General features: G+C 65.0%; 20 protein-coding genes. 13 read left to right on the top strand and 7 right to left on the bottom strand.

The window, feature by feature from the left end; all coding sequences use genetic code 11:
• Both ACMT1E_RS04930 and ACMT1E_RS04935 read left to right on the top strand, forming a co-directional pair.
• Entirely contained in the window at positions 1 to 498 is a 498-nt protein-coding gene (locus tag ACMT1E_RS04930) for an ASCH domain-containing protein (protein ID WP_414902574.1), read from the top strand.
• 37 nt (positions 499 to 535) lie between these two features.
• Positions 536 to 1588, top strand: coding sequence for a sugar phosphate isomerase/epimerase family protein (locus tag ACMT1E_RS04935; protein ID WP_414902575.1), 1053 nt, complete (start codon positions 536 to 538; stop codon positions 1586 to 1588).
• A gap of 120 nt (positions 1589 to 1708) precedes the next feature.
• Here ACMT1E_RS04935 and ACMT1E_RS04940 read toward each other — a convergent pair whose 3' ends face one another.
• A complete protein-coding gene (locus tag ACMT1E_RS04940) occupies positions 1709 to 2200 on the bottom strand; it encodes a MarR family winged helix-turn-helix transcriptional regulator (protein WP_414902576.1) in 492 nt (163 codons plus the stop codon).
• Positions 2201 to 2438: 238 nt separating this feature from the next.
• On the opposite strand from ACMT1E_RS04940, the gene ACMT1E_RS04945 reads away from it, so the two are divergent.
• The 5 genes from ACMT1E_RS04945 to ACMT1E_RS04965 all read left to right on the top strand — a co-directional run bounded on the left by ACMT1E_RS04945 (position 2439) and on the right by ACMT1E_RS04965 (position 6999).
• Positions 2439 to 3584, top strand: a complete 1146-nt coding sequence (locus ACMT1E_RS04945) for an amidase (RefSeq protein WP_414902577.1) — start codon at positions 2439 to 2441, stop codon at positions 3582 to 3584.
• Positions 3581 to 4726: an acyl-CoA dehydrogenase family protein gene (locus ACMT1E_RS04950; protein WP_414902578.1), complete on the top strand. Its 1146-nt coding sequence runs from the start codon at positions 3581 to 3583 to the stop codon at positions 4724 to 4726. The genes ACMT1E_RS04945 and ACMT1E_RS04950 overlap by 4 nt, the downstream gene beginning before the upstream one ends.
• Before the next feature lie 21 nt (positions 4727 to 4747).
• Positions 4748 to 5110, top strand: coding sequence for a hypothetical protein (locus ACMT1E_RS04955; protein WP_414902579.1), 363 nt, complete (start codon positions 4748 to 4750; stop codon positions 5108 to 5110).
• A complete protein-coding gene (locus ACMT1E_RS04960; protein ID WP_414902580.1) occupies positions 5107 to 5859 on the top strand; it encodes an SDR family NAD(P)-dependent oxidoreductase in 753 nt (250 codons plus the stop codon). The genes ACMT1E_RS04955 and ACMT1E_RS04960 overlap by 4 nt, the downstream gene beginning before the upstream one ends.
• A 132-nt stretch (positions 5860 to 5991) precedes the next feature.
• Entirely contained in the window at positions 5992 to 6999 is a 1008-nt protein-coding gene (locus ACMT1E_RS04965; protein ID WP_414902581.1) for a sugar kinase, read from the top strand.
• A gap of 7 nt (positions 7000 to 7006) precedes the next feature.
• Here the strand turns inward: ACMT1E_RS04965 and ACMT1E_RS04970 are convergent, their stop codons facing one another.
• Complete coding sequence (locus tag ACMT1E_RS04970; protein ID WP_414902582.1) at positions 7007 to 9091, bottom strand: prolyl oligopeptidase family serine peptidase; 2085 nt, start codon at positions 9089 to 9091, stop codon at positions 7007 to 7009.
• Between the two features lie 216 nt (positions 9092 to 9307).
• Here ACMT1E_RS04970 and ACMT1E_RS04975 point away from each other — a divergent pair, with 216 nt between their 5' ends.
• The 6 genes from ACMT1E_RS04975 to ACMT1E_RS05000 all read left to right on the top strand — a co-directional run bounded on the left by ACMT1E_RS04975 (position 9308) and on the right by ACMT1E_RS05000 (position 16109).
• Entirely contained in the window at positions 9308 to 9958 is a 651-nt protein-coding gene (locus ACMT1E_RS04975) for a GntR family transcriptional regulator (protein WP_414902583.1), read from the top strand.
• A 51-nt stretch (positions 9959 to 10009) separates the two neighbouring features.
• Positions 10010 to 12268, top strand: a complete 2259-nt coding sequence (locus ACMT1E_RS04980) for a DPP IV N-terminal domain-containing protein (RefSeq protein WP_414902584.1) — start codon at positions 10010 to 10012, stop codon at positions 12266 to 12268.
• A gap of 12 nt (positions 12269 to 12280) precedes the next feature.
• A complete protein-coding gene (locus tag ACMT1E_RS04985) occupies positions 12281 to 13993 on the top strand; it encodes a hypothetical protein (protein WP_414902585.1) in 1713 nt (570 codons plus the stop codon).
• Positions 13994 to 14279: 286 nt separating this feature from the next.
• Entirely contained in the window at positions 14280 to 14489 is a 210-nt protein-coding gene (locus ACMT1E_RS04990) for a cold-shock protein (protein WP_414902586.1), read from the top strand.
• Between the two features lie 321 nt (positions 14490 to 14810).
• On the top strand, positions 14811 to 15014 hold the full coding sequence (locus tag ACMT1E_RS04995; RefSeq protein WP_414902587.1) for a hypothetical protein: 204 nt from the start codon (positions 14811 to 14813) through the stop codon (positions 15012 to 15014).
• A 228-nt stretch (positions 15015 to 15242) separates the two neighbouring features.
• A complete protein-coding gene (locus tag ACMT1E_RS05000) occupies positions 15243 to 16109 on the top strand; it encodes an OmpA family protein (protein WP_414902588.1) in 867 nt (288 codons plus the stop codon).
• 290 nt (positions 16110 to 16399) lie between these two features.
• Here ACMT1E_RS05000 and ACMT1E_RS05005 read toward each other — a convergent pair whose 3' ends face one another.
• The 5 genes from ACMT1E_RS05005 to ACMT1E_RS05025 all read right to left on the bottom strand — a co-directional run bounded on the left by ACMT1E_RS05005 (position 16400) and on the right by ACMT1E_RS05025 (position 24656).
• Positions 16400 to 18349: a hypothetical protein gene (locus tag ACMT1E_RS05005; protein ID WP_414902589.1), complete on the bottom strand. Its 1950-nt coding sequence runs from the start codon at positions 18347 to 18349 to the stop codon at positions 16400 to 16402.
• Between the two features lie 616 nt (positions 18350 to 18965).
• On the bottom strand, positions 18966 to 21305 hold the full coding sequence (gene hsdR, locus ACMT1E_RS05010) for an EcoAI/FtnUII family type I restriction enzme subunit R (protein ID WP_414902590.1): 2340 nt from the start codon (positions 21303 to 21305) through the stop codon (positions 18966 to 18968).
• Entirely contained in the window at positions 21302 to 22012 is a 711-nt protein-coding gene (locus tag ACMT1E_RS05015; protein WP_414902591.1) for a hypothetical protein, read from the bottom strand. Before ACMT1E_RS05015 ends, hsdR begins: the two co-directional genes overlap by 4 nt.
• A complete protein-coding gene (locus ACMT1E_RS05020; RefSeq protein ID WP_414902592.1) occupies positions 22009 to 23172 on the bottom strand; it encodes a restriction endonuclease subunit S in 1164 nt (387 codons plus the stop codon). The genes ACMT1E_RS05015 and ACMT1E_RS05020 overlap by 4 nt, the downstream gene beginning before the upstream one ends.
• Complete coding sequence (locus tag ACMT1E_RS05025; protein WP_414902593.1) at positions 23169 to 24656, bottom strand: N-6 DNA methylase; 1488 nt, start codon at positions 24654 to 24656, stop codon at positions 23169 to 23171. The genes ACMT1E_RS05020 and ACMT1E_RS05025 overlap by 4 nt, the downstream gene beginning before the upstream one ends.
• Positions 24657 to 24658 lie beyond the last annotated feature (2 nt).

Here is a 24658-nt window from a genome sequence, read left to right on the forward strand (position 1 = left end):
GTGCTGGCGGCCCTGCTGTTGATCGCCGCGTCTGGCCCCCCGGCGGGGTCCATCGACGCATTTCTCGCACAGGCGCGCGCCGAGGCCAGCCTTGACCGGGTCAGCCAGGCGCGGACGATGGGGCGCAACGCCGATATCTCCCGCCGGATCACCGAACAGGTGCTGGCCGGCGACAAGACGATGACCGTCGCACGGCTCGCCGAATTCGCCGAGCGCGGCTGGAAGGTGCCCGAAGCGGGCGATGTCGTCCTCGTCGTCGACTTCGACGGCAAGCCGGCGTTTCTCTATCGTGTCATCGCCGCCGAAACCGTGCCGTTCTCGGCGATCGGCGCGATGCATGTCGCCGGCGAAGGCCCCGGCCTGCGCGATGTCGAAAGCTGGCGTGCCGCGCACCGCAAGGCATGGCAGGCGGCCCTCGACGGGTTGACCCCGGCCGAGGCGGACGCGTTGCCGGTGGTCTGGCAGCAGATCGCGCCGATCTATCCGGCGCGGCGTTGAGGCGGGCGCCGGCCCGGACGGACGGGGAGGTAGGGCGATGACGATTTCACGGCGGGATTTCGGGCGCATGCTGATCGCGGCGCCGGCGGCGGGGTTGTTTGTCCACCCGCTCGCCGGGGTGGCGCGCGCGGCCGGGCGGCGGCCCAATTCGCGGTGGGCGGGCGTGCAGGTCGGCCTGAACGTGCCCTATAGTTTCGGCACCCGGACGGCGATGAACGCGGAACAAATCCTGGGGCGTTGCGTCGCGCTGGGGGTGAGCACGGTCGAACTGCGCGGGCAGGCGATCGAGATTTCGCTCGGCCTGCCGGAAGATCTGGTGCTTGGCCCGGCGCCGAGCGACTATACCGCTGTCTACGAGACCGGGTCCGGCCTGCCGGAAGCGCCGGGCAATGTGATGGCCGCCAACGCGCCGACGCGCACCCGGCTGAGTGAGGCGCAGATCGCCACCTATCGCGTGGCGGCGGCGCGGCTGCGCGCCTGGCGGGCGACGGTGGCGATGGACCGGGCGGCGGCGATCCGCGCCGCCTATGAGCGGGCCGGCGTGCAGATCGGCGTCATCAAGTTCGACGGCATCAGCGAAATGGCGCCGGAGGAGTATGATTACATCTTCCGGCTGGCGAAGGCGCTGGGCGCGCGCACCGTATCCGGCGAATTCTCGATGCGGGCGGCGGAGCAGATGGCGGCGCCGGCCGAACGGCACGGGGTCTGGGCCGGGCTGCACAATCATCTGGCGGTGACGCCGGCGATCTGGGAGGCGGCGTTCGCCAAGGGGCGTTACATCGGCGCCAATGTCGACATCGGCCACTATTTCGCCGGCAACGGGGAATCGCCGCTGCCGTTCATCGCGCGCTACCCGGAACGGATCACCCACCTGCATGTGAAGGATAAGACGCGCGACAACCGCAATGTCGCGTTCGGCACCGGCGACACGCCGGTCAAGGCGATTTTGCAGGCGATCCGCGACAACCGGTGGTCCCATATTCAGGCGACGATCGAATATGAGATTCCGCTGCCTGAAGGGGCCGACCGCGACGCCGAACTGCGCCGGGCGATCGCCTATTGCCGGCGATGCCTGCTGAACGAGGTTTGAGGGCCTGACGCCCTTGGACGGGCCGGGCGGTGCGCCGCCCGGTGTCATCTGTCCCCACACTGGGCGGTTGCCGGTCGGCGACCGCCCTTCTTTTTTCACGCGGGGCGAAAAAGAACGCGGTCAGCGCATCAGGTTGGTGGCGAGCTTTTCGAGCAGGCGGTTGAGGGTGGCGATCTCGTTCTTCTTCAGGTGGCGGAACGCTTCGTCGTAAAGCTGGTTGGCGGCGGCCCACGCCTTTGCCCCGGCGTCCTTGCCGGCATCGGTCAGCGTTACTTCGGTGACGCGGCCGTCGCTTGGCCGCGGGCTGCAGACGACCAGCCCGTCCGCCTGCATCCGCTGGACGATCTTGGTCATCGTCGGCAGCTTGGCGATCGCATGGTCGGCGATTTCGCTGACACTGGCGCAATGTTCGAGGTGCAGGACCATCAGCACCCGCCAGCGCGGGATGTCGAGGCCGATCGCCTTCAGCGCCTGCTCCATATTGCCCAGATAGCGGCCATTGGCCTGCGCCAGCCAGTAGAACGGCCAGGTCCGGAAGGAGAAGTCGCGAGACGACCCGTCCGGCTCCGCTTGTGACCGGCCGGCCGAATCGACCGGAACAGTCCTACTCATGTCCATGGGACTCCTGCGGAAAATGGCAATTGGCGATAACGGTGGCCCGTTGGGGCCGGCGTGCAGTCTAACGGGCGGCGGTGGCGGCCTGTCAAGCGGGAAACGACTGTCTCGCCGGGCTTTGCATCGCAAGGATGGGCGGAGAGGGGGCGGCTACCCCCTGTGGAATTTACTTGACTAATCACGTAATGTGGCTTGTGATGCGCCATCGAGAACAACGCAGGCGAGAGGCAGGGAGATGGGCGCGATCCTCGTCGAGGAACTGGCCCTGGGCACGGGCGAAACGGCGGTGGCGGTCAAGGATTCGATCGCCGTGGCCGGTTACCCGACTCGCGTCGGCAGTCGGGCGCTTGCCGATGCGCCGCCCGCCGCCGCCCATGCCGCCGTCGTTCAGGCGCTGCTCGACGCCGGCTGCCGGATTATCGGCAAGGCGAATATGCACGAGCTGGCGTACGGGGTGACCGGGATCAACGGCTGGACGGGCACGCCGGTCAATCCGCGCTACCCGGACCGGGTGCCCGGCGGATCGTCGAGCGGATCGGCGGTCGCGGTCGCCGCCGGGCTATGCGATTTCGCGCTGGGCACCGACACCGGCGGGTCGATCCGCATCCCGGCGACCTGCTGCGGCCTGTACGGGCTGAAGCCGACATTCGGCCGAATCAGCCGCGACGGGGTGCTGCCGGCGGACTCGTCGCTGGATTGCGTCGGTCCGTTGGCGCGGAGTCTGGCGATGATCGAGCGGGCGATGGCACTGCTCGACCCCGCTTTCCACGCCGAAGCCGCCGTCGTCCGGCCGCGGATCGGCGTCGTCGCGGTGACGGCGGACGCGCCGGTTGCGAAGCCGGTCGCACAGGCGGTCGCCGCGCGGCTGGCCGTCGCGCCGGTCGAGCAGGTGCCGGTCGCCTTGCCGGGCATGGGTGCCGCCTATGACGCCGGGCTGGCGATCATCGCCGCCGAGAACTGGCGGGCGTTCGGCCATCTCGCCCGGTCGCCGCTGCTGGGCGCCGATGTCGGCGAGCGGCTGCGCGCCGCCGAGGCGGTGACCGCCGAACAGCTGGCGCGGGCGGAGGTGGTGCGCGCGGCGTTCACCGCCGAGGTCGACGCCGCGCTCGACCGGGTCGACGCGCTGGTGCTGCCGACGATGCCCGGCCTGCCGCTGACCCTGGCGGCGGCGGTGGACGCGCGCGCGACGATCGGCTCCACCGCCTTCGTTCGGCCGTTCAACCTGTCCGGCCACCCGGCGCTCAGCATTCCGCTGGAAACGCCGGACGGGCTGCCCGCCGGGCTTCAGATCATCGGCCGGCGCGGGGATGACGCCCGGCTGTGCGCGGTTGCCCGCGCGCTTGACATCGTAACGGAACAATCAGGAGGAACAGGCCAATGAATTATGTGGAGCCGGTAGCCGCCGAAGCGGACCCGTTCGTCCCGCTGCTCGCGGAGATCGCCGCCCGCCGGGCGGAGTTCAGCGAGCAGCAGCAGCTGAGCGCGGACGTCGTCGAGAAGCTGCGCGCGGCCGGGGTGTACCGTGCCCTTGTCCCTCGCATCTTCGGCGGCGACGAATGCTCGCCCGCCGATTTCCTGCGGATGATCGAGCGGATTTCGATTGCTGACGGATCGGCCGGCTGGGTGGCGAGCTTTGGCATATCGGTGCTGTATCTGGCGTCATTGCCGATGGAGACGCTGAACGAGATTTACGGCAACGGGCCGGACGTGATTTTCGCCGGCGGGCTGTTCCCGCCGCAGACGGCGGAGGTCGTCGACGGCGGCCTGAAGGTGACCGGCAAGTGGAAGTTCGGCAGCGGATCGACCGGCGCCGACCTGATCGGCGTCGGCATCAAGGTCGACGGCGGCCAGAATGCCGGCCTGCCGCGCATGGCGGTGATGCCCGCGAAGAAGGTGAAGGTCGTCCCCAATTGGGAGGTCAACGGCCTGAAGGGCACCGGCAGCCACGATCTGGTTGTCGAGGGCGTTGTCGTGCCCGAAAGCTGGACCTTCATCCGCGGCGGCAAGGCGACGCTGGACGGCCCGCTCTACCGTTATCCGTCGATGGGCTTCGCGGCGCAGGTGCTGGCGGTGGTCGGCCTGGGCGTCGCGCGGGCGGCGCTGGACGAGATCACCAGCATCGCCGGCGGGCGTGGATCGATCACCGGCGCGCCGGTGCTGGCCGACCGCGCCTATGTCCAGATCGAAGTCGCCAAGGCGGAGGCGGCGCTGCGTTCGGCCCGTGCCTTCTTCTACGAAGCGACGGAAGCCGCCTGGCAGAAGCTGGTCGCCGGAGAGACGCTGCCGATCGAGGACATCAACCTGATCCGCCTTGCCGCCAGCCACGCCGCGCGCGTCGGCTCCGACGTGGCCGGTATCGCCTACAAATTGTCGGGCACCACCGGCATCTACACCGCTCACCCGATCGCCCGGCACCTGCAGGACGCGATGGTGGTTGTGCAGCATGCCTTCCTGTCCGAAGGAACGTGGCAGAGCGCCGGCCGCGTGCTGCTGGGGCTGGAATCCGCCCCCGGTTTCCCCTGATCGACACGAGAGAGGATGATTATGACCGATTCTACCCAGAAGCCGATCCGCGCGCTGTTCTGCGCGGCGGTGACCCAGAATTTTTTCGACCTGCCCGCGTCCGAAATCGGCGCGGTCTGGGCGGCGACCGGCGAGATGTTGAAAGGCATCCGCGGGATTCCCGGCGTCCAGATCCTCGGCACGATCGACGATGACGAGACGATGGTCGGCACGTCGCCCAATGGCTGGCCGTGGACTTTCTACATCATGGCCGACGTGCCGGACCGGGCGGCGGCGGTCGCGGTGTGCAACCTGTTCCGCACCACCCCGGTCGGCGAATACCGGCTGTGGAAATATATGCGGATCGAAGCGCGGCTGGGCCGCGAACTGGTCATCCCGGCATGAGCGAGGGCGCGCCACAGGCGGCACTGGTCACCGGCGGCGCGCAGGGGCTGGGCGCGGAAATTGTCCGCGCCCTGCACCGTGCCGGCTACCGCGTCGCGATCGGCGATATAGCGGAGGGGCAGGCGACGGCGCTGGCGGCGGCGCTTGACCCGAGCGGCGCCACCGCCATCGGCCTTGCCCTCGACGTGCGCGAACAGGCGGGGTTCGAAGCGGCCCGCGACCGGATGGTCGAGGCCTGGGGCGGGGCGGACATACTGGTCAACAACGCGGTGATGACCGTGGCGCGGCCGGTGCTCGACATTCCGCCGGAGGAGTTCGACGCAGTGCTGGCGGTCAACCTGCGCGGCACCTTTGTCGGCAGCCAGGTGTTCGGCCGGCATTTCCGTGATCGCGGCTACGGACGGATCGTCAACATGGCGTCGCTGGCGGCGCAGAATGGCGGATCGGCGACCGGCGCGCATTATGCCGCGTCGAAAGGCGCGATCATCACCCTGACCAAGGTGTTCGCCCGCGACCTGGCGGCGTGTGGCATCACCGTAAACGCGGTGGCGCCGGGGCCGCTGGACCTGCCGTCGGTGCGGGCGATCGTGCCGGCCGACAAGCTGGACGGGCTGATTGCCGGCATTCCGGCCGGGCGGCTGGGCGACCCGGCATTCATCGCCGACATCGTCGTCCAGCTTGCATCGCCGGCGGCTGCATCCGTCACCGGCGCGACCTGGGACGCCAATGGCGGACTGTACATGCGCTGAAACGGCGGCCGGGCGGGTGTGTGCCGCCCGCCCGGCCCGACGGCAACGGGAGAGCGGTGCTCCCCCGCACAGGAAAGTTGCGCATGCCGGCGATAATATTGCTATGCGGATCGCCCCTCTCAAGGATCTGATATGGCGCGCATACTGTGTTTCGGTGAAATCCTGCTTCGCCTAGCCGCGACCGGCGGCGATCTGCTGGTGCAGAGCCGCAGTCTGGCGATGCATGTCGGCGGGGCGGAGGCGAATGTCGCCGCCGCGCTCGCCCAGTTGGGCCATAACGCGGCGGTGCTGTCGATCCTGCCGGAATCGCGGCTGGGCGATGCGGCGATCTCCGCGCTCGGCGCGCGCGGCGTCGACACCCGGCGCATCGCGCGGCGCCCCGGCCGGATGGGACTGTATTTCTTCGAACCCGGCGCCGGGGCGCGAGCCGGCGAGATCGTCTACGACCGCGCCGGATCGGCCTTTGCCGACGGGCTGGGCACGGCGGTTTGGGACGACGCGCTGCCCGGCGGCGGCTGGCTGCACCTGTCCGGCATCACCCCGGCGCTGACCGCCGTCGCCGCGAACGCGACGCTGGCGCTGGCCCGCGCCGCCCGCGCCGCCGGACTGCGCGTGTCGTTCGACTGCAATTACCGCCCCAGCCTGTGGCAGGCGTCCGGCGGCGACGCGCCGACCATCCTCGGCGCGCTGGCGGCGGAGGCGGACCTGCTGTTCGGCAATTACCGCGACGCGGCGCTGCTGACCGGCGCGGCGTTCGATGGCGACGGGCCGGAGCGGCGCCGCGCGGCGGCCGAGGCGCTGTTCACCGCGTTCCCCAACCTGACGACGATCGCGTCGACCAGCCGCCATGTCGACGGCGCCGATACCCACCGCCTGTCGGCGCGGATCGACACGCCGGACGACGCCGTACAGCTGGAGGAAACCGCGCTGACCGGCATCGTCGACCGGATCGGCGGCGGCGACGCCTTTGCCGCCGGCGTGCTGCACGGGCTGGCGACCGGCGGCGACCCGGCCCGCGCCGCCCGGGTGGGGCTGGCCGCCGCCGTCCAGAAGCATTTCATTTCCGGCGACGTGTGGATCGGCGACGCCGCCGGGCTGGACGCCTTCGTCATCGGCGGTACCGGGGATATCCGCCGCTAGGTGCGGGCTATTTCCCGGCGAAGTGGCGGTCGTACCAGGCGATCGAGCGCTGGGTGAAATCGGCGAGGTGCTGGGTCTCGCGCATGCCGTGGCCTTCGCGCGGGTAGCGCAGCATCACCGCTTCGACGCCGACATCGTAGAGCGCGGTGAAATACTGCTCGATCTCGGCGACATTGACCAGCAGGTCGGCGTCGCCGTGGCTGAGCAACACCGGTGTCCTGACCTGATGGACGAAGCGGATCGCCGAGCGGTTCCACAGCATGTCCATGATGCCGCCGGTGTGTGGCTTGCCGAAATATTCCTGCTCCAGATAATCGTGGTAGACCGACATGTAGTTGTGGCTGACCAGGTTGGAGATGCTGGCCCACGGGATCGCCGCCTTGAAGCGCGGCGTCTGGGTGATGACCCAGTTGGTCAGCTGGCCGCCGTAGCTGGCGCCTTCGACGCCCAGCCGTTCCGGGTCGATCCACGGGAATTGGACGAGCGCCGCGTCGACGCCGCGCAGCACGTCCATCGCCTCGCCGCCGTTCTGGTCGCGGGCGATGGCGTTGGCGAAGGCCTGACCATAGCCGGTCGAGCCGCGATAGTTGACCATCAGCACCGCATAGCCATGGGCGGCATAAGCCTGCGCCTTGTGGACGAAATTCGGCCCCTGCTGCCCGTGCGGGCCGCCGTGGATGTTGACGATCATCGGGTGCGCCCGCGCCGGCGTGCCGGCGCCGGCTCCCGGCGGGATGGTCAGGAATGCCTCGATTTCGCGGTCGTCATAGCTTTTGAAGGTGAAGGCGCGGGTTTCGGCGATCGCCTTGTTGCGCAACACGTCGGCGTTCAGATCGGCAAGCTGCGTCGCCTTGCCGCCGGGGCGCAGCACATAGAGTTGTGGCAGATTGGCGGGCGTTGCCATCGCCGCGACGACGCTGCCGTTGCGCGCGACGGAAAAGCCCATGACCGAGCCGCGCGTCCCGGCTTCCGGGCCGATGCGCTCTGCGGCGCCGCCGCTGGCGGGCAGGCGGTAGAGGCCGACGCTGCCGCGCGACTGGACGGTGAAATAAAGGTGGCGGCCGTCCTGGGACCATTGCGGGCGGCCCTGGACGTTGTCGATCTGGGCGCCGAGATCGCGGCGCGCGCCGGTTGCCACGTCCAGCGTCCAGACATGGGGGTCTTCCATGTTGGTTTCCGATGAGGTGACCGGGCGCATCAGGCCGGAAAAGGCGATGGTCTTGCCGTCCGGCGAGAAGCTGGCGGCATATTCGACGCCGCGCGTCTCGCTCAGCCGCCGGATCGCCTTCGTGCCGATGTCGACAGTGAAGATGTCGAAATTATAGGTGAAATCCTGGTCTTTTTCCGGGTTCTGCAGGAACAGCAGCGTCCGGTTGTCCGGCGCCCAGGACAGCGAATGTTCGTAGCGGTCGCCGTCGGTCAGCTGGGTGACATTGCCGCCCGCCACGTCGACGACGAACAGATGCAGGCGCTTGTTGTCGTTGAACCGTTCCGGCCAGCCGCGCGCCGGGCGGTACCAGTAGCGGGTGATGATGATCGGGTCCGCTTCCATCGGCGGTTCCGTCGACGGAACGGCGGAGACGAAGGCGATCCGGCTACCGTCGGGCGACCAGACGAAATCCTTGCTGGCGCGCGGCAGCGGGTGGTTGCTGTCGTCGACCGGGGCGAGCAACCGTGCGCCGCCGCCGGCAGCGTCGGCGATCATGATGCCGTCACCGCCACGCCAGGCGACGCGCCTGCCGTCCGGTGCCCAGCGCGGCGAGCCGCCGGCCACGCCCTCTGCGCCGCCCCATGGAGCGGCCTTTCCGGTCGCGACGTCGGCGCTCCAGATCCGGGTGTAGGGCATGCCGACGCGGTCGCCATATTGCACGGTGAACAGCACGGTGCGGCCGTCCGGCGACAGTTGCGGGTCGCTGGCCGATTTCAGGTGAAACAGGTCGGCGATTTCGATTTTTGCCGTGGCGGTGCGCGGCAGGACGGTGCTGATCCCGGTTTTCTGAAGCTCTTGCGCCGCGCCGGATTGGGGCAGGGCGAACAGCGCGGCGGCGGCGATGCCGGCCATCAGGCGCAGATGCTTTGACGGTCCCGGCATGCTGATCTCCCCCTTTTTAAATAGCTATGTGGGAAATCTATATTGTATAGTAGAAATTGCCAGCGGAAATATGCACAACCGCGGGAAGGAGGAGAGAAGGGCGCCGCCGCGCGCGCCATGGCCCGGCCGGTGCGTGGGCCGCGGCCTTCATTGCCTGTTTACCGCAAATTTCATACAGAGCCGTCCGTAATCCTGCCATTTCATACTGGTTTTTGCATGAGCCTAGTCGTCCGCAATCTTTCAGAGCAGCTGGTGGATCTGGTCCGTGACCGTATCCTGTCCGGCGCGGTGCTGCCGAACAGCGCGATCCGGCAGGATGCGCTGGCGAGTGAACTGGGAATCAGCAAGATCCCGCTGCGCGAGGCGCTGGCCCGGCTGGAGCAGGAAGGACTGCTGGTTTCGCAGGCCAATCGCGGCTTCTTCGTCCGGCCGCTGTCGGCGGAAGAGGCGGAGGAGGTGTTCGCCCTGCGCCTGAAGCTGGAGCCGGACGTGATGGTGCTGAGCGCCGAGCGGGCGACCGCCCAGCAGCGCAAGGCGGCAAAGGATGTGTTCGCGACGCTGTATCAGGTGACCGAAGCGGGCGGCGCCGGCGTTGCCGCGTTCAACCGCGCCTTTCACATGGCGCTGCTGCGGCCCGCCGGCCAGCCGATCGTACTCGGCATCCTGCGGCGGCTGCACGTGATGGCCGACCGGTATGTCCGCAAGCATCTGGAGCCGCTGGGCCGCGACGAACGGGCGAATGAGGAGCATCGCGAGATACTGGCGATCTGGCTGGCGCGCGACCTGCGCAACATCCGCGTGCTGACCGAGCGCCATCTGGAAAAGACCCGCGACGACCTGCGCCAGCAGTTGACGATCGAGAGTTGACAAGCCCGACGCCTGCCCGAATACCGTATACGAAATTGGTCTGGGGTGGTGATGATGCGACGGCACTTCGGATGGATGGCGTTGCTTGGCCCGGCCTGCGCCGGGGCGCTGGCGATGACGGCGCTACTGGCACCGGCCCATGCCGGGCCGCTGACGCTGGAGGCGATCTACGGCGCTGACGCCGTCCAGCTCGAACCGCGGCTGATCAGCAAATGGCTGGGGCGTGACGCCTATACGGTGATCGAGCCGGCGGCGGGCGGCGGTGTCGACATCGCGCGCTACGCCACCGCGACGGGCGCCCGGTCGATCCTGATCGCCGCCGCCGCGCTGACCCCGCCGGGCGCGGACAAGCCGCTGGCCGTTTCCGACTATGCCTGGTCGCCGGACGGGCGGCGGGCGCTGTTGTTCGTCCGCAGCGCCGAGGCGCGCCGCAACAACCCGGTCGGCGATTACTGGCTGTTCGACCTGGACAGCAAGGCGCTGCGCCGGATCGGCGGCGCCGCGCCGGCACTCAGCCTGCTCTATGCCGAATTCTCGCCGGACGGGCGGTCTGTCGCCTATGTTCAGGCCAACAACCTGTATGTCGAAACGCTGGCCGACGGCGCGGTGCGCCAGTTGACCGCCGACGGCAGCGCCCTGTTGCTGAACGGCCGGGCCGACGTGGCGTATGAGGAGGAATTCCGGCTCGGCAAGGCCTTTGCGTGGAGCCCGGATTCGCGCCGTATCGCCTATTGGCAGTTCGACACGACCGGCATCGGCACCTTCTACATGATCCGCAATACCGGCGATGTGTATTCGACGGTGATCCCGCAGCAATACCCGAAACCGGGCACGACATTGTCGGCGGTGCGGGTCGGCAGCGTCGCGGTCGACGGCGGGGCGACGACCTGGTTCGCCGTCCCCGGCGACCCGCGCCAGACCTATATCCCGCGCATGGACTGGGCGGCCAGCGCCGACGAGGTGCTGATCCAGCACGAGAACCGGCTGCAGAACCGCAACGCCGTGCTGCTCGGCAGCGTCGCGACCGGGGCGGTGCGCGAGATTTTCGTCGATTCCGACGCGGCGTGGGTCAACGTCAACGACGACCCGCAATGGCTGGCCGGCGGCCGCGCCTTCACCTGGCTCAGCGAACGCGACGGCTGGCGCCATTTGTATGTCGTGTCGCGCGACGGCAGGCAGGCGGAGCTGCGGACCCCCGGCGCCTTCGACGTGGTCAGCGTGCAGAATATCGACCTGGCCGGCGGCCATGTCTATTTCATCGCCTCGCCCGAAAACGTCACCCAGCGTTGCCTGTACCGCGCGACGTTGAGCGGCAAGACGCGGGTCGAGCGGCTGACCCCGGCGGCGGAGGCGGGGTTCCACGCCTATGACGTCGCGCCCGGCGCGCGCTGGGCGTTCCACACCGTATCGCGGTTCGACAGCCCGCCGGTGACCGACGTCGTCAGCCTGCCGGCGCACCGGCCGGCGCGGACGCTGTCGGCCAACGCGCCGATGCGCACGTTCGTCGCGGCGGCTGACAAGGGCGCGGCGGAGTTTTTCCGGGTCGACATCGGCGGCGGCGTCGCGCTTGATGCGTGGATGATGAAGCCGCCCGGTTTCGACCCGGCGAAAAAATACCCGATGCTGATCTACGTCTATTCCGAACCGGCGGGGCAGACGGTGCAGGATAGCTGGGGCGGCGACCGTTATCTGTGGCACCTGATGCTGACCCAGCGCGGCTATCTGGTTGCCAGCATCGACAGCCGCGGCGCCAATTCCCCGCGCGGGCGCGACTGGCGCAAGAGCATCTACCGTCAGGTCGGCATTCTGGCGTCGGCCGATCAGGCGGCGGCGGTGCGGGCGATGATCGCCAGCCGGCCCTATATCGATCCGGCGCGGATCGGCGTGTGGGGGCGCAGCGGCGGCGGCGCGATGACCCTGAACGCGATGTTCCGCTATCCCGACCTCTACGCGACGGGCATCGCCATCGCGTCACCCACCGACCAGCGGCTGTACAACGCGATCTACCAGGAACGTTACATGGGCCTGCCGGACGACAATGCGAAAGGCTATGCCGACGGTTCGCCGATCAACTTCGCACAGAATCTGAAGGGCAGGCTGCTGGTCATCCACGGCACGGCGGACGACAATGTTCATTACCAGAATCTGGAGCAACTGGTCGACCGGCTGATGGCCCACGGCAAGCAGTTCTCGATGATGGCCTATCCGGACCGGACCCACGGCATCAGCGAAAAACCGGGCACGCGGCTGCATTTGCAGACGCTGATGACCGATTATCTGAACGACAATCTGCCGCCGGGCGGGCGGTAAAGGAGACGGGGCATGGCACGGCACGACGGCACGAAGCGGGGCTGGCTGGCGCGGGCGGCGCTGGCCGCCGGGGCGGCGGGGGCGATGATGGCGGGCGTGGTCGCTTCGCCGGCACTGGCCGCTTCCACCGGCTATGACGCGCTGGCCAAGCTGTTCGACGAATGGCGCGCGTTTGAGCGGCCGGCGATGGTCGACGGGGCGGCGGATTACGGCGCCGCCGCGATGGCGCGAAAGGCCGCCGGGCTGAGCGCGTTCCGCGACAGGCTGGCCGCCATCCCGACCGCCGGCTGGACGCAGGCCGAACTGGTCGACCACCGGCTCGTCGCGGCGGAGATCAACGGCCTTGATTTCGACCTGCGCGTGCTGCGGCCGTGGGCGCGCGACCCGGCCTTCTACGTCAGCGTCTGGCCGCACCGCACCGACGTGCCGTCGCGCGACGCGCCGGTCTCCTTCCCGGAAATCGAGCTGTATAATTACAAATTCCCGCTGGCGAAGGCGGATCAGGCGGTGCTGGCGCGGCAGTTTGCCGCGATCCCCGGCTTTCTGGCGCAGGCGCGGGTCAACCTGAAGGATAGCAATGCGCGCGACCTGTGGGTCTACGGCACGCAGAGCCTGCGCAATCAGGCGCAGGCGCTGGCCATGCTGGAAGCGGGGACGCTGACGGTGACCACGCTGGAAGGGGCGTGGAACGCCAACCTGGCCGGCGCCAGCCCGGCGCTGCGCGCGGCGGTGGCGAAGGCACGGGCGGCGACGGAGGATTTCGTCCGCTGGCTGGAAGCGGAGGCGCCGGGCAAGACCGGCCCGTCGGGCGTCGGCAAAGAGAATTACAGCTGGTATCTGAAGAACGTCCACCTCGTTCCGTACAGCTGGGACGACGAGGTGGCGCTGCTCCGCCGCGAGCTGGAACGCGCCCACGCGACGCTGAAGCTGGAGGAGCACAACAACCGCGCGCTGCCGCCGCTGCTCCCCGCCGACGACAAGGCCAGCCTCGACCGGCTGGCGGCCGAACGGCTCGACCGCTTCGTCGCCTTCCTCGTCGACGACGGCATCATTCCCGACAAGCCGTATCTGAAGGAATCGCTGGTCCCGCAGACGGTGCGGTTCGTGCCGCCGGGCGACCGGCAGTTCTTCGCCCATGTCACCCACCGCGAGCCGATGCTGCTTTACGCGCATGATTATCATTGGATCGACCTGGCGCGGATGCGCGACGAGCCGCACGCCAGCCCGATCCGCCGCCGGACGTTGCTGTCCAACATCTGGGACAGCCGGGCCGAGGGCTTTGCCACCGGCTTCGAGGAGCTGGTGATGCATGCCGGGCTGTACGACGACAATCCCCGCGCGCGGGAGCTGGTGTGGATCATGCTCGCCAACCGGGCGGCGCGGGGGCTGGCCTCGCTCTATGTCCAGGCGAATATGTGGACGCTGGAACAGGCCGGGCTGTTCCAGGCGGAATGGACGCCGCGCGGCTGGGCCGGGGCGCGGGATTCGCTGACCACGTTCGAGCAGCTATTGTACCTGCGCCAGCCCGGCTACGGCACCAGCTATATTTCCGGCAAGCTGCTGTTCGACCGGCTGCTGACCCGCTACGCCCATGCGCAGGACAAGGCGGGCAAGCCGTTCGCGCTGCGCGAGCTGATGCGCCAGTTCAACGACGCCGGCATGATCCCGACCACCGCGATCGAGCAGGAACTGGTACCACCGACGACGCCGGGGCTGGGCGAATAAACCGGAAAGACGGGTGGCCGGGCCGGGGGGCCGGCTGCCGGTCGCCGGGCGCGGCGCGGCCCGTTATAATCGCAGGACAAACCGGCCGCTGAGCGCCAATAATATTGGCGTCGATCCAGTATTATTGGACCAAATATTGACTATTTGGCACCTGTTGCCTATAAATAGGGCGCTAACGTCGCCTGCGACGGAATTTGACGCTTCAGGCTGATCCTTCCTTTCTCACGCTACAAGCTCCGTCGGTATTTCGCCGGCGGGTTATCTTCGTGTTTGTAAAGGACACATCATGCCTATTGGTACCGTTAAATTCTTCAACACCGAAAAGGGCTTTGGTTTCATCAAGCCGGATGATGGCGGGGCGGACAGCTTTGTCCACATCAGCGCCGTCGAGCGCGCCGGCATGGGCACGCTTCGGCAGGACCAGCGGGTCACCTTCGAGATCGAGACCGACCAGCGCGGCCGTTCGTCGGCGGTGAACCTGGAAGCCGCCGACTGACCTGTCGACGATGACGGCCGCTGGCCCGTGGGCGGCGCCGGACATGTCCGGTGTACCTGCCCACGGGCCGGGGCCGTCCACCCGGGCACCAGCCCGGTTTATGAACTCATGCGTGCCCGATGGCCGCATTTTTAGGGATATTATGCGCTTTCCAATTCGTTTTTCACATCACGCACCTGAATCCCGGCCGGCGGCACGGCCGCCACACCGCCTGGGTTTCCGCCGGAAACCGGCGGTCGCCGGTGCCACCCTGTCCCGGCATGCCTTGCGCCGGGCGGTGGCCGAAATGATCGACTGATCCACAACCGGGAGAAACGCGCCGTGTCCACTACCAGCAGCTTCTATCTGGCCCGCGCCACCGATTGCGCCCGCGAGGCCCGCGCCACCGACCTCGCCAATGTGCGCGAGCGTTGCCTGCGTTCGGAAGCGGTATGGCGGGCCATGGCGGAACGCGTGCTGCGAACCGAGGCGAGCCGGTGCCGCCGCGATGCCGAGAAGATGGCGGCGGACGCGGTCGCCGACTGACCCGTGCGCCGCGCCGTTGCGCGCCCGGCGCGGGCGGCAAGATCGGTTCGCCGCACGATCCCTTCCGATCGGCGGCAATATGGTTTGCTGTCGAAACCGTTCATCCACACGACAGTTTGGCGTGAACAGTTAGAGTATTCCGGTTGCCGAACCCGCCGATGCGGGCGGTGGCCGGGCGACATTCGCGCATCCGCGCAACCGGCTATTGTGGTTTGAAGGAAGAACGGAATGGGTATTTCAACACCTCTCGTCATGTCCGCGCTGATCGCCGTTGCGGCGCCCGGCGTGGCGCTGGCGCAACTGGCCGATCCGGCCGACGGTGAGCAGATCAACGTTTATGGATCGCCGCCGGCCGACCTGACCGGGCTGCCGGCTGGGCCGGCGATCGAAGGCATTATTTCGGCGCGCAGCGGCGGGCGGATGCAGGTTACCGGCGCGGACGAGACGACGACCGTCGTCGCGCTCAGCGAAGGCACCGAAATCCGCGGGCGCGGCGGCTTCCTGGGCATGAAGCGGACGCCGCTTGGCGCCGGCGCCCTGCTCAACGGCCTGCCGGTCACCGTCGAGACGGTGCAGTGGGGCGGCGGCCTGCTCGCCAGCCGGGTCCGGCTGAAGGATGTCGACCTGAAGACGGCGGCGATGATCCGCAGCGGCACCGCCCAGGGCTTTGCCGAACAGAGCGCCGCCACCGAGGCGCTGCGCGGCCGGATGGGCGATATCGACCAGTATAACGTGAAGCGGACGACCAACGTCTATTTCGACACCGGCAAGTGGCAGCTTTCGCAGCAGGCGGCGAGCGAGCTTTGCGCCACCGTGCGCGAAGCGGAAGGCACGAACAACGCCCTGTTGCTCGTCGTCGGTTACACCGATTCGGTCGGCAACGAGGATTATAACCAGGTGCTGAGCGAACGCCGCGCCGGCCGCGTCGTCAATTACCTGCAGCAGCAATGCCGCTGGGCGCCGTACCGGATGCTGACGCCGACCGGCATGGCGGAATCCGACCCGCTGGCCGACAACGAAACGCCGGAAGGCCGCGCGCAGAATCGCCGGGTTTCGGTGAACATCCTGGTCAGCAAGGCGGTCGACGGCCTGTAATGCGTCGGACGGGGCGGGCAGGGCCTGCCCCGTAACGCCTTGCGGCCGGGGAAGAGGTTCTCTGGAGCGGTGAAGGGAACCGCAAAGTAGGGCTTAAATGGCATTCTTGAGCCATCTTATCTCCGCCGCCTTGAAGGCATACCCCCAAAAATACCCCCAAAATCGTCGGATGTGACGGGACGACTGACTTCGGCTGATGGTCATCGTCTGGCTGATACCTGACGCGAAAAACCCGCAAACCAAAGGTTGGGAGCCTCCCATTCAAACCAGTTGCTTGCAACCTTGGCAGTTCAAACCTTCGCTATGCGTTCATCTAGCCATTGCAGCGCTCGACGGTGCATCGCGACGTCGCTGGGTTCAAGATGTTTAGCGTGGGCATCTGGTCGGTCGTTAATAATGCTGGCATTCTCGTTGAAAGCAGACTTATCTCCAAAAATGCGCTCAAACAACTGCCAATGCTTATTGATGACAGAAACGAGTTCAAGCCAAAACAGTTTGTCGGCAATTAACTCTAAGTTGAAGGGTTCTAAATCAAACCGACGCTTTTCGGGAATGGCAGACAGAAGAGATGCCTTTGCGGACGCGCCATCTTTATTGGTCAGCGCTGACATTCTTAGGAAATTTATCACGAGAGAACGCAAAGCGCGCTCCATTGTATTGCGCCGATAAGAGATGCCGGCCAGTTCCTCCGCCCATTCACTCACGAGTGGACGCGCCTCGTCTTGCTTGGGGGCGCTGTTATCAGTGAACGGCACCTCGTCGGCTACCATGACCAGTGCCATCCGCATCATTGATCCCGAAACCCTACCCGTCGTATCCGCAATACCGTAGCGGTTAAGCGTCCGCCTAACGCCGGCGGGTAGCTGCGAATCTTCTACAAGGAGCGCGAGTGAAGGCTCCCTGAGTTCGGGATACACGCGGAAGAGATGTTGCAGCGCGACCTTTGCGAGTGCGGCGCCCTCATCGTGTCCGTATGCCTCAAGCATGGCCGAGACGACGGATGCTTGAAGTGTGATCGGCCTGACTGCCGTCTCGATTTTGCTGTGTATTGATGAGCAGGCCTTTCTGATCCAGAACGGCATATCTGAGCAGAAAGACGAGATGGCCTCCAGTGCCGCTTCCTCAAAACGAAGCCCGGCCATCGCGCCGATATTCTTTATCATTGCGTTGGCAGCACCACGCGGCAGCGGACTGAGGTACTCTTCAGGAATGAATGCCAGGGCGGCATTTTCAACCCCATCGATTGACTCCACAGCGAACCAGCGACTGGAAACACCACTGACCAATAGCGACACTCGTCGCTCGTCACGGGCGGCAGCGTGGTAGGCCGCGCGTACATTGCGCCAGAACTCTACGAAGCCGGCCCGCCATTGCTCGGCTCCACCGTTACTCGGGGTAATGTAGTCAATCTCATCAAATGCGAGGACCACAGCGCGATCGAACTCACTGAGTGCGGCTTGGAATTGGCGCGCAGCTTCCGCGATTGACGGCCCCGAAGGACATGCATCTACCTCTGCGTAAGCACGGCCTGAAGCCTTCAGTGACAGGAGCGACTGGGTTATGGAGTGCATCAAACCCGCCGCATCCATGCCGAACACATCGTCTCGTTGGCAATCTATGAACAGCGTGACGGCATCGAAATTGTCCTTCAATTCGGCCAAAACTCGGTGAAGAATTGAGGTTTTTCCGATCTTTCGAATGCCAAAGCATGCGCGGATGTGACCAGATTGGAGCTTGCGGGCGAGTTCCTGCGCCTCCGTCCGACGGCCGAAAAACTGGGCGTCATTGGCAACCGGTCCGGTAACATCAAACGGGTCCTGAGTGAAAAACTCGTAAGAGAGTAAGCGCTCCAGTTCTTGGTTGCGGGGTAGCACGCCTGTCGAGGTGTACACGGGGATGACCGCAAGGCCGTTCTCGCGTCCCCAGCGTTTCAGCTTGGCGTTCCCTCGCGGGTCTTGATGGACGATTACACATAGCGACGATTCAAGGCGACCATCAGACTCGTTGATGAGGCGCCGGGCGAATCGAACTGAACGCGCCTGCTGATCGTCATAAACGTTGCCGAGGACTAAAATCTCTCGCTCAGCTCCTAGAATGCTTTGAACGCGCTTTGAACCTCGAGCATAGAGGACAAAATACTCGCCATTCTCAAAGTGCCGCACATTCTCCGAGGTGATCGCGAACAGCCCGGTAAAGGCTGCTGCCGTCTCGGCTTTTAAGTTTTGAATCTGGTAGCTCACTCCTACTCCTGTCGTTTTGCCAAAAGCAATCGTAGCGCTCGCAGGTCGCCTCGTCGTTCGTGAGGTGGATACCAAGTGCCGTCAAGCGCTTCGCCTCGGGGACGACCCGCTGCCATTTGGCAAGGCAAGCATGATCCCCAGGCTAAAGTCGTGGCGGCACGTCTTAGTATCCACGTCCCGGCGCGTCCGCGCCGGAGCCGAATGCCATACATCGCAGCCCTGTGCGAGTGAGTATACCGGTCATGATTGGCGAGCAATTGACCCAGCGGCGTGATTGATAGCCGCTCGATGGCCGCTTTCGGCGGTCAATCCCGCCGGAAATCTGGACGGGCGACAGCTGCTTCCTAGTTCGAGTTACTGGATCATCTGCCGCAGCGAGGAACCGGGTTGACCCGGCACACCGTACGCGACAAATCGCAGGCGAAAAGCGAGGATTTCCGCGCCTCTCCAGACATGGCAGCTTCTCCATCAGATTCAACTTGGGGTGGATCGGCAAGTCAGATTCGACTTGGGACCGCCAAAAGTGGCTTAAATCAGCCGTTCTCCGGCCAGGTCGGCGGCCAACCGCACGACTTGAATCCAAGTCATTTCGAATGATCGCCGCTTGACCATACTCTTAATTTTTGCCGTCGCCCTCGTACAGTCCCCGCTGGAATCCGAGGAACGTCGAGCGGATTTCGGCCACCGATCCAAGCTCGCGCACGGCATCCATGGGCGTGCCGTATTTCAGCTCCAGCAAGGCCGGCAGCTTGCCGTCGTCCAGTTCGCTTTCGCCAACGGTCGCATATTGCGAGAGGACGAAATCGAGGAAGTCGCGCTGCTTGTCGCCGTAATGGGAGAGGATCGCTTCGCGCCGCGTGTCTGCCCGCTCGATCCGCTTGAGCGGCGGGCGTGCCCAGGCGATGAAGGCCAGCACGTCGAACAGGTCGCTTTCCTGCGAGTCCGTCGCCCGGCGAATGCCGTCGAGCGCTTCGCCGGTGAAGCCGCGTTCGGCCAAGCCTTCCACTAGCTTGCGCCGGGTGTCCGGCTGGCTCCAGATCGTGCGAAGTTCGTCTTCGTCGCGGAACAGGTCGGGCAATTGGCCGAACAGGTCTTCGATGAACTGCTGTGCCGAAACCGGCTTGCCATCCACGCTCCAGAAGGTCGTGGCGCTGATGTGCTGAAACGCGCGTTCCTTTCCGTCGGCCAGCCGGATCACCAGCTTTGCCTTAGGCGGTTCAGGGTCTGGCCCCGGTTCAGGCGGCTCAGGCGGATCGCCTTCGGGCTTGCCAGTTCGCGGCCTCTTGGGTGGCTCCGGGTCCAGCGGCTCTCCGTCCCATTCGGGATCGTTGAAGTGCTCATAGGCCTTCACGAAATCGAGAATCGTGAAGTAGTCCTTGCCGTCGAACAGCCGCGTCCCGCGCCCGATGATCTGCTTGAACTCGATCATCGAATTGACCGGCCGCATCAGCACAATGTTGCGGACGTTGCGCGCATCGACACCCGTGGACAGCTTCTGCGAGGTCGTCACGATCGTCGGGATGGTCTTGTCGTTGTCCTGAAAGGTGCGCAGCCACTGGTCGCCGATCGCACCGTCCGAAGCGGTGATGCGAACGCAATAGTTCGGGTTGGTGCTGGTCTTCACCTGATTGATCAGGTCGCGGACGATGCCGGCATGTTCCTGCGTCGCGCAGAACACGATCGTCTTTTCGCGCTGGTCGATCATGTCCATGAAAGTGCGAACGCGGTAAGCCTCACGCTCACGGATTTCGATGGTGCGGTTGAAATCGCCCTCGGTGTAGCGCTTACCGTCCTCCACCTGGCCTTCGATCACGGCGTCGTCAGAGGTATAGACATATTCGTCGATCGTCGTGCCGATCTGGCGGACCTTGAACGGCGTCAGATAGCCATCGTTGATACCCTCTTTCAGCGAGTAGGTGTAAACTGGCTGGCCGAAATAGGCGTAGGTGTCGGCGTTGTTCTTCCGCTTGGGCGTGGCGGTCAGGCCGATCTGCACGGCGGGCGCGAAATAGTCGAGGATCGCGCGCCATTCGCTTTCGTCCTTCGCGCCGCCGCGATGGCATTCGTCGATGATGATGCAGTCGAAGAAATCAGGCGGATAATCGCCGAAATAGGGCGCGGGATCGCCATTGGCGTCGGTGCCGCTGGTGAAGGTCTGGAAGATGGTGAAGAAGATACTGGCGTTCTTCGGCACCGCGCCCTTTTTCCGAATGTCGCCCGGCGTGATCCGCGCCAGCGCGCCATCATCGAAGGCGGCGAAGCTGTTGTAGGCCTGATCGGCGAGGATGTTGCGATCGGCTAGGAACAGGATGCGCGGATGCCGCTGCGGCTCGCCATCCGCTTTCCAGTCGGACAGGTTCCAGCGGGCATGGAACAGCTTCCAGGCGATCTGGAAGGCGATGGCGGTCTTGCCGGTGCCAGTGGCGAGCGTCAGCAGCACGCGGTCGCGGTTCTCAGCTATTGCCTCCAGCACGCGCTCGATGGCGTTGTGCTGGTAATAACGCGGCTCGAAGCGCCCCCCGCCGGTTTCATATGCGACGGCGGCGAAGCGGTCGCGCCAGCGGTTCGCCTCGGCAAAGGTTGCGTCCCACAGTTCCTGCGGCGTGGGGTAGGCATCGACCAGCCCTTCCGCGCCGGTCTGCATGTCGATGCGGTAAATCTGCTTGCCGTTGCTGGCATAGGCGAAGCGACATTGAAGGCGGGCAGCATAGTCCTTCGCCTGCCCGACGCCCTCGGTATAGCTCTTGGTCGCCGCCTTGGCTTCGAGCGTGGCCAGCTTGGTGTTGCGATAGACTAGCACATAATCGCAGGACAGCGCGCGGGCGCGCTTGCCCTTGCCCATGATCCGGCCGGGCGCGATTACCTCGCGCCGGGTGCGGCTGCCATCGACCACGCCCCAGCCGGCCTCACGCAGCGCGGGGTCGATAAGTTCGGCGCGGGTCTCAGCTTCGTTCAATCGGTCGGTTCCGGTTTATTGGCGAGCACACCCATCAACCCGATCGTGCTAGCGATGAAATCCTCTTCGCTTGTCCGTCGGACCAAATCCTTCAGATGCCGGCCAACCTGATCCCACTGCTCGACCTGCTTCTTTTGCTTCCAATATCTCTGGAACCGTTGCCAAATGAATGACAGGATTTCCGCCCAGGTCAGTTGGGTAATTCCGGCATACTTCTCGGCAATGGCGGGGTCAGGTTCGCGGCCCACAAGGATCAATCGGATGCGCGGATAATCCGGTCGATCGAATGAGGCGTCGGCATAAAGTGCGTTCGAAGCTTCATCGATCAGATAGGCTGGTAGGCTCCCGATGGCCGCAAGGACGCGATGAATGTTTTGATGTTCTTCGTTGGTCCAAGGGCCATTCAATGCGCAGAGACCAGTCTTAATCTCTGCAATGACAATATCAGCACGGTCGTTAAGCAGTTGGAGGCGGTCCGCATCGTCTTGCATCAAGTCATCTGGATCGTCGATCAGGCGCTCCGCGCGAAACGGGAAGCGCACTCCGATCAAGTCAGCATCCGTCCGTTGCCCACCATTGAGCTTGGGGTGCACCACGAAGTTTTCGATTTGAAGGAACCCGTTCAGTCGGAAATACCAATAAGCCACGCGCTCTGGTGACAGTCTTGGTGGGGGCGAACGCCTTTCCTGTTCCACGGCCTCATTCATGCGGCGATGGTTTCCGGCATCGCGGCGGTCAGTTCGCCGGTAAATGCGCGGTGCAAGAGGGATTGTTTGAGAGCGGCTAGGGCATCGAGCTTGGCCGAGTAATTGGCTTGCAGTCCTTCCGTGTGACGTTGAGCCGTGTCCAGCCGGTCGGCCAATGCGTCCTGACTTGCCAACTTCGGCACTCGCAGTTCTAATTGTTTCAGGTCGCGGATGTTGATCTGCATGAGCGCTGTGCCGTAAGTGGCTGCCTTGATTTGCTTTTGGACTGCTTCGGATAAGAGTAGGTAATAGCCCAGTTTCTGTGAGAGGACTGCCGGGTTGAATCGGATCGGCACGATTCCGCGCGTGACATTGCCGCCTGCCAGTTCAGGCGCGGCAATAGACAAAGTGCCGGTGGTGCCACGAACACAGAGAAGCAGTTCGTCGCCGCGCAACTTAGTCCGCTGATAGCCAGCGGCTAAATCGGGAGCGATGCGTTTCAGCGGGCCGAGTTCAATGTATTTTTGTTGCAAGTCCGTGGGGCGGACGATGGGAAGGCCCCCCGCCTGATCATCCCCAGGCTGAACGATTCCGTAAGACAGCGAACACGATTCATCCGCTGCAGCCAGGAGCGTCATTGTTCGGCAGCCAGGGGCGCCTTCCAAAATTTGCTCGATCGTGCACGCGAACAACGCCCGCGCATTGGCGAGGTTCTTTTGGGCGTTGGCGGTTGCGGTGGCGATGGCGGCGAAGGCCTCATCCAGCACCGCCACAATCCGCCGCTGTTTTTCGAGGGGCGGGATCGATACCCGAAATTTTTGAATGTCACCTTTGGAGATGAAGGGTTGCCCTGCCCCACGTTGCGGCAGCTCGACGAACGTAAGCAAATAGTAGAGGAAACGCCCATCACAAAGTGCCTCTCGCGGCGTCAATGTTATGGTGTTTTTGATCGCGGTGAAGTCTTCTTCCGGGAAGAACATTTTCCCGCACTGCGCTCCTATAGCGGACAGAACGGGCGTGTGTTTTCTGTGCTCGCTATGGCCGATCCGCCCATCGCATCCTGCGGCAGAAACTGCCAAGAACTGCCCACCGTCGGAATATGACGATTTGGTCAGGTTGGTGTTGCCCCAGTCAACGACACAAATGTCTTTGAGTGTGAAATCTGACCAACCCGCCTTCACAGCAATTCCCTCACGCGCGCCAATATCTCCGCACTCTCGGCATCCAGCACGGCAATCTCGTCTAATATCTCCCCCGGACTGCGAAGCGCCTCAGCTTCGGGTGCGTTGGGATTGCGCACGGTCAGGTCGAAGGTCGCGGGATCGAGCGTGTCCGCCGCCACGCACCAACTGTTCGGTCCTTCGGCGAAGCTCGCCTGCCGCTCGACGAAATCTGCCATGTCGGCATCGTTCAGCGGGTTGGTCTTGCCCATGTTGCGGCCGGGATCGAGCCGGTAATACCAGATGCTGCGGGTTGGCTCGCCCTTGTCGAAAAACAGCACCACGGTCTTGACGCCCGCGCCCTGAAAGGTGCCGCCGGGCATGTCGAGTACGGTGTGCAGGTTGCAGCTTTCCAGTAGTTCACGCCGCAGCGCCACGCTGGCATTGTCCGTGTTGGACAGGAAGGTGTTCTTGATCACCACCGCCGCCGATCCGCCCGCGCGCAGGGACTTGATGAAGTGCTGGAGGAACAGATAGGCGGTCTCCCCGGTCTTGATCGGGAAGTTCTGTTGGATTTCCGGCCGCTCCTTCCCGCCGAAGGGCGGGTTGGCCAGGATGACGTCGAAGCGGTCCTTCTCCTGAATGTCCAGCACCTGTTCGGCCAGGGTGTTGGTGTGGACGATGTTGGGTGCTTCGATCCCGTGCAGGATCATGTTCATCGTGCCGATGACGTAGGCGAGGCTCTTCTTCTCCTTGGCGAAGAAGGTGCGCTTCTGGAGCCGTTCAAGGTCGCTGGCTATCTTTGCCAGCGGCCGGAGATAGTCATAGGCTTCGCACAGGAAGCCGCAGGAACCAGCCGCGCCGTCATAGATCGTGTCGTTCAGCGTCGGCTTGACCACCTTGATCATCGCGCGGATCAGCGGGCGCGGAGTGTAATATTCCCCGCCGTTGCGCCCGGCGTTGCCCATGTTCTTGATCTTGGCTTCGTACAGCTCCGAAAGCTCATGCTTCTGAACTTGGCTTCCAAAGGATAGTTCATCGATCGCGTCAATCGCGTCGCGCAGAGAGTAGCCCGACTGGAACTTGTTGCGGATTTCGCCGAATATCTCGCCAATCTTGTATTCGATGGTATCGGCGCTGGCGGCCCGGCTCTTGAAGCCTTCGAGATAGGGGAACAGCTCGCGATTCACATAGGCGATCAGGTCCGGCCCGGTCTTCGCGCGGTTGTGATCGAGCTTGCCGGCGGCATCCTTCGGCGCTGCCCACAGACCCCAGCGGTGGGCGGCATCGATGATCGGGGTGTAGGCCTGCCCGCGCAACTCCGCTTCGGTGGCGCGGCTGGTCTCCAGATCGTCAAGGTATTTCAGGAACAGCAGCCAACTGGTCTGTTCGGTGTAGTCCAGCTCGGAAGCGCAGCCGGCTTCTTTGCGCAGAATATCGTCGAGGTTCTTGAAGGTCTGTTCGAACATGGGCGACAGGTAGCAGCGGTATAGGAACGGCGACAAGC

The organism is Sphingomonas flavalba (assembly GCF_047553045.1).
Classification (GTDB): domain Bacteria; phylum Pseudomonadota; class Alphaproteobacteria; order Sphingomonadales; family Sphingomonadaceae; genus Sphingomonas_L; species Sphingomonas_L flavalba_A.

Coding starts and splice junctions, on each gene's coding strand:
- ACMT1E_RS04935 (WP_414902575.1), top strand. CDS start 536: ATGACGATTTCACGGCGGGATTTCGGGCGCATGCTGATCGCGGCGCCG.
- ACMT1E_RS04940 (WP_414902576.1), bottom strand. CDS start 2,200: ATGAGTAGGACTGTTCCGGTCGATTCGGCCGGCCGGTCACAAGCGGAG.
- ACMT1E_RS04945 (WP_414902577.1), top strand. CDS start 2,439: ATGGGCGCGATCCTCGTCGAGGAACTGGCCCTGGGCACGGGCGAAACG.
- ACMT1E_RS04950 (WP_414902578.1), top strand. CDS start 3,581: ATGAATTATGTGGAGCCGGTAGCCGCCGAAGCGGACCCGTTCGTCCCG.
- ACMT1E_RS04955 (WP_414902579.1), top strand. CDS start 4,748: ATGACCGATTCTACCCAGAAGCCGATCCGCGCGCTGTTCTGCGCGGCG.
- ACMT1E_RS04960 (WP_414902580.1), top strand. CDS start 5,107: ATGAGCGAGGGCGCGCCACAGGCGGCACTGGTCACCGGCGGCGCGCAG.
- ACMT1E_RS04965 (WP_414902581.1), top strand. CDS start 5,992: ATGGCGCGCATACTGTGTTTCGGTGAAATCCTGCTTCGCCTAGCCGCG.
- ACMT1E_RS04970 (WP_414902582.1), bottom strand. CDS start 9,091: ATGCCGGGACCGTCAAAGCATCTGCGCCTGATGGCCGGCATCGCCGCC.
- ACMT1E_RS04975 (WP_414902583.1), top strand. CDS start 9,308: ATGAGCCTAGTCGTCCGCAATCTTTCAGAGCAGCTGGTGGATCTGGTC.
- ACMT1E_RS04980 (WP_414902584.1), top strand. CDS start 10,010: ATGATGCGACGGCACTTCGGATGGATGGCGTTGCTTGGCCCGGCCTGC.
- ACMT1E_RS04985 (WP_414902585.1), top strand. CDS start 12,281: ATGGCACGGCACGACGGCACGAAGCGGGGCTGGCTGGCGCGGGCGGCG.
- ACMT1E_RS04990 (WP_414902586.1), top strand. CDS start 14,280: ATGCCTATTGGTACCGTTAAATTCTTCAACACCGAAAAGGGCTTTGGT.
- ACMT1E_RS05000 (WP_414902588.1), top strand. CDS start 15,243: ATGGGTATTTCAACACCTCTCGTCATGTCCGCGCTGATCGCCGTTGCG.
- ACMT1E_RS05015 (WP_414902591.1), bottom strand. CDS start 22,012: ATGAATGAGGCCGTGGAACAGGAAAGGCGTTCGCCCCCACCAAGACTG.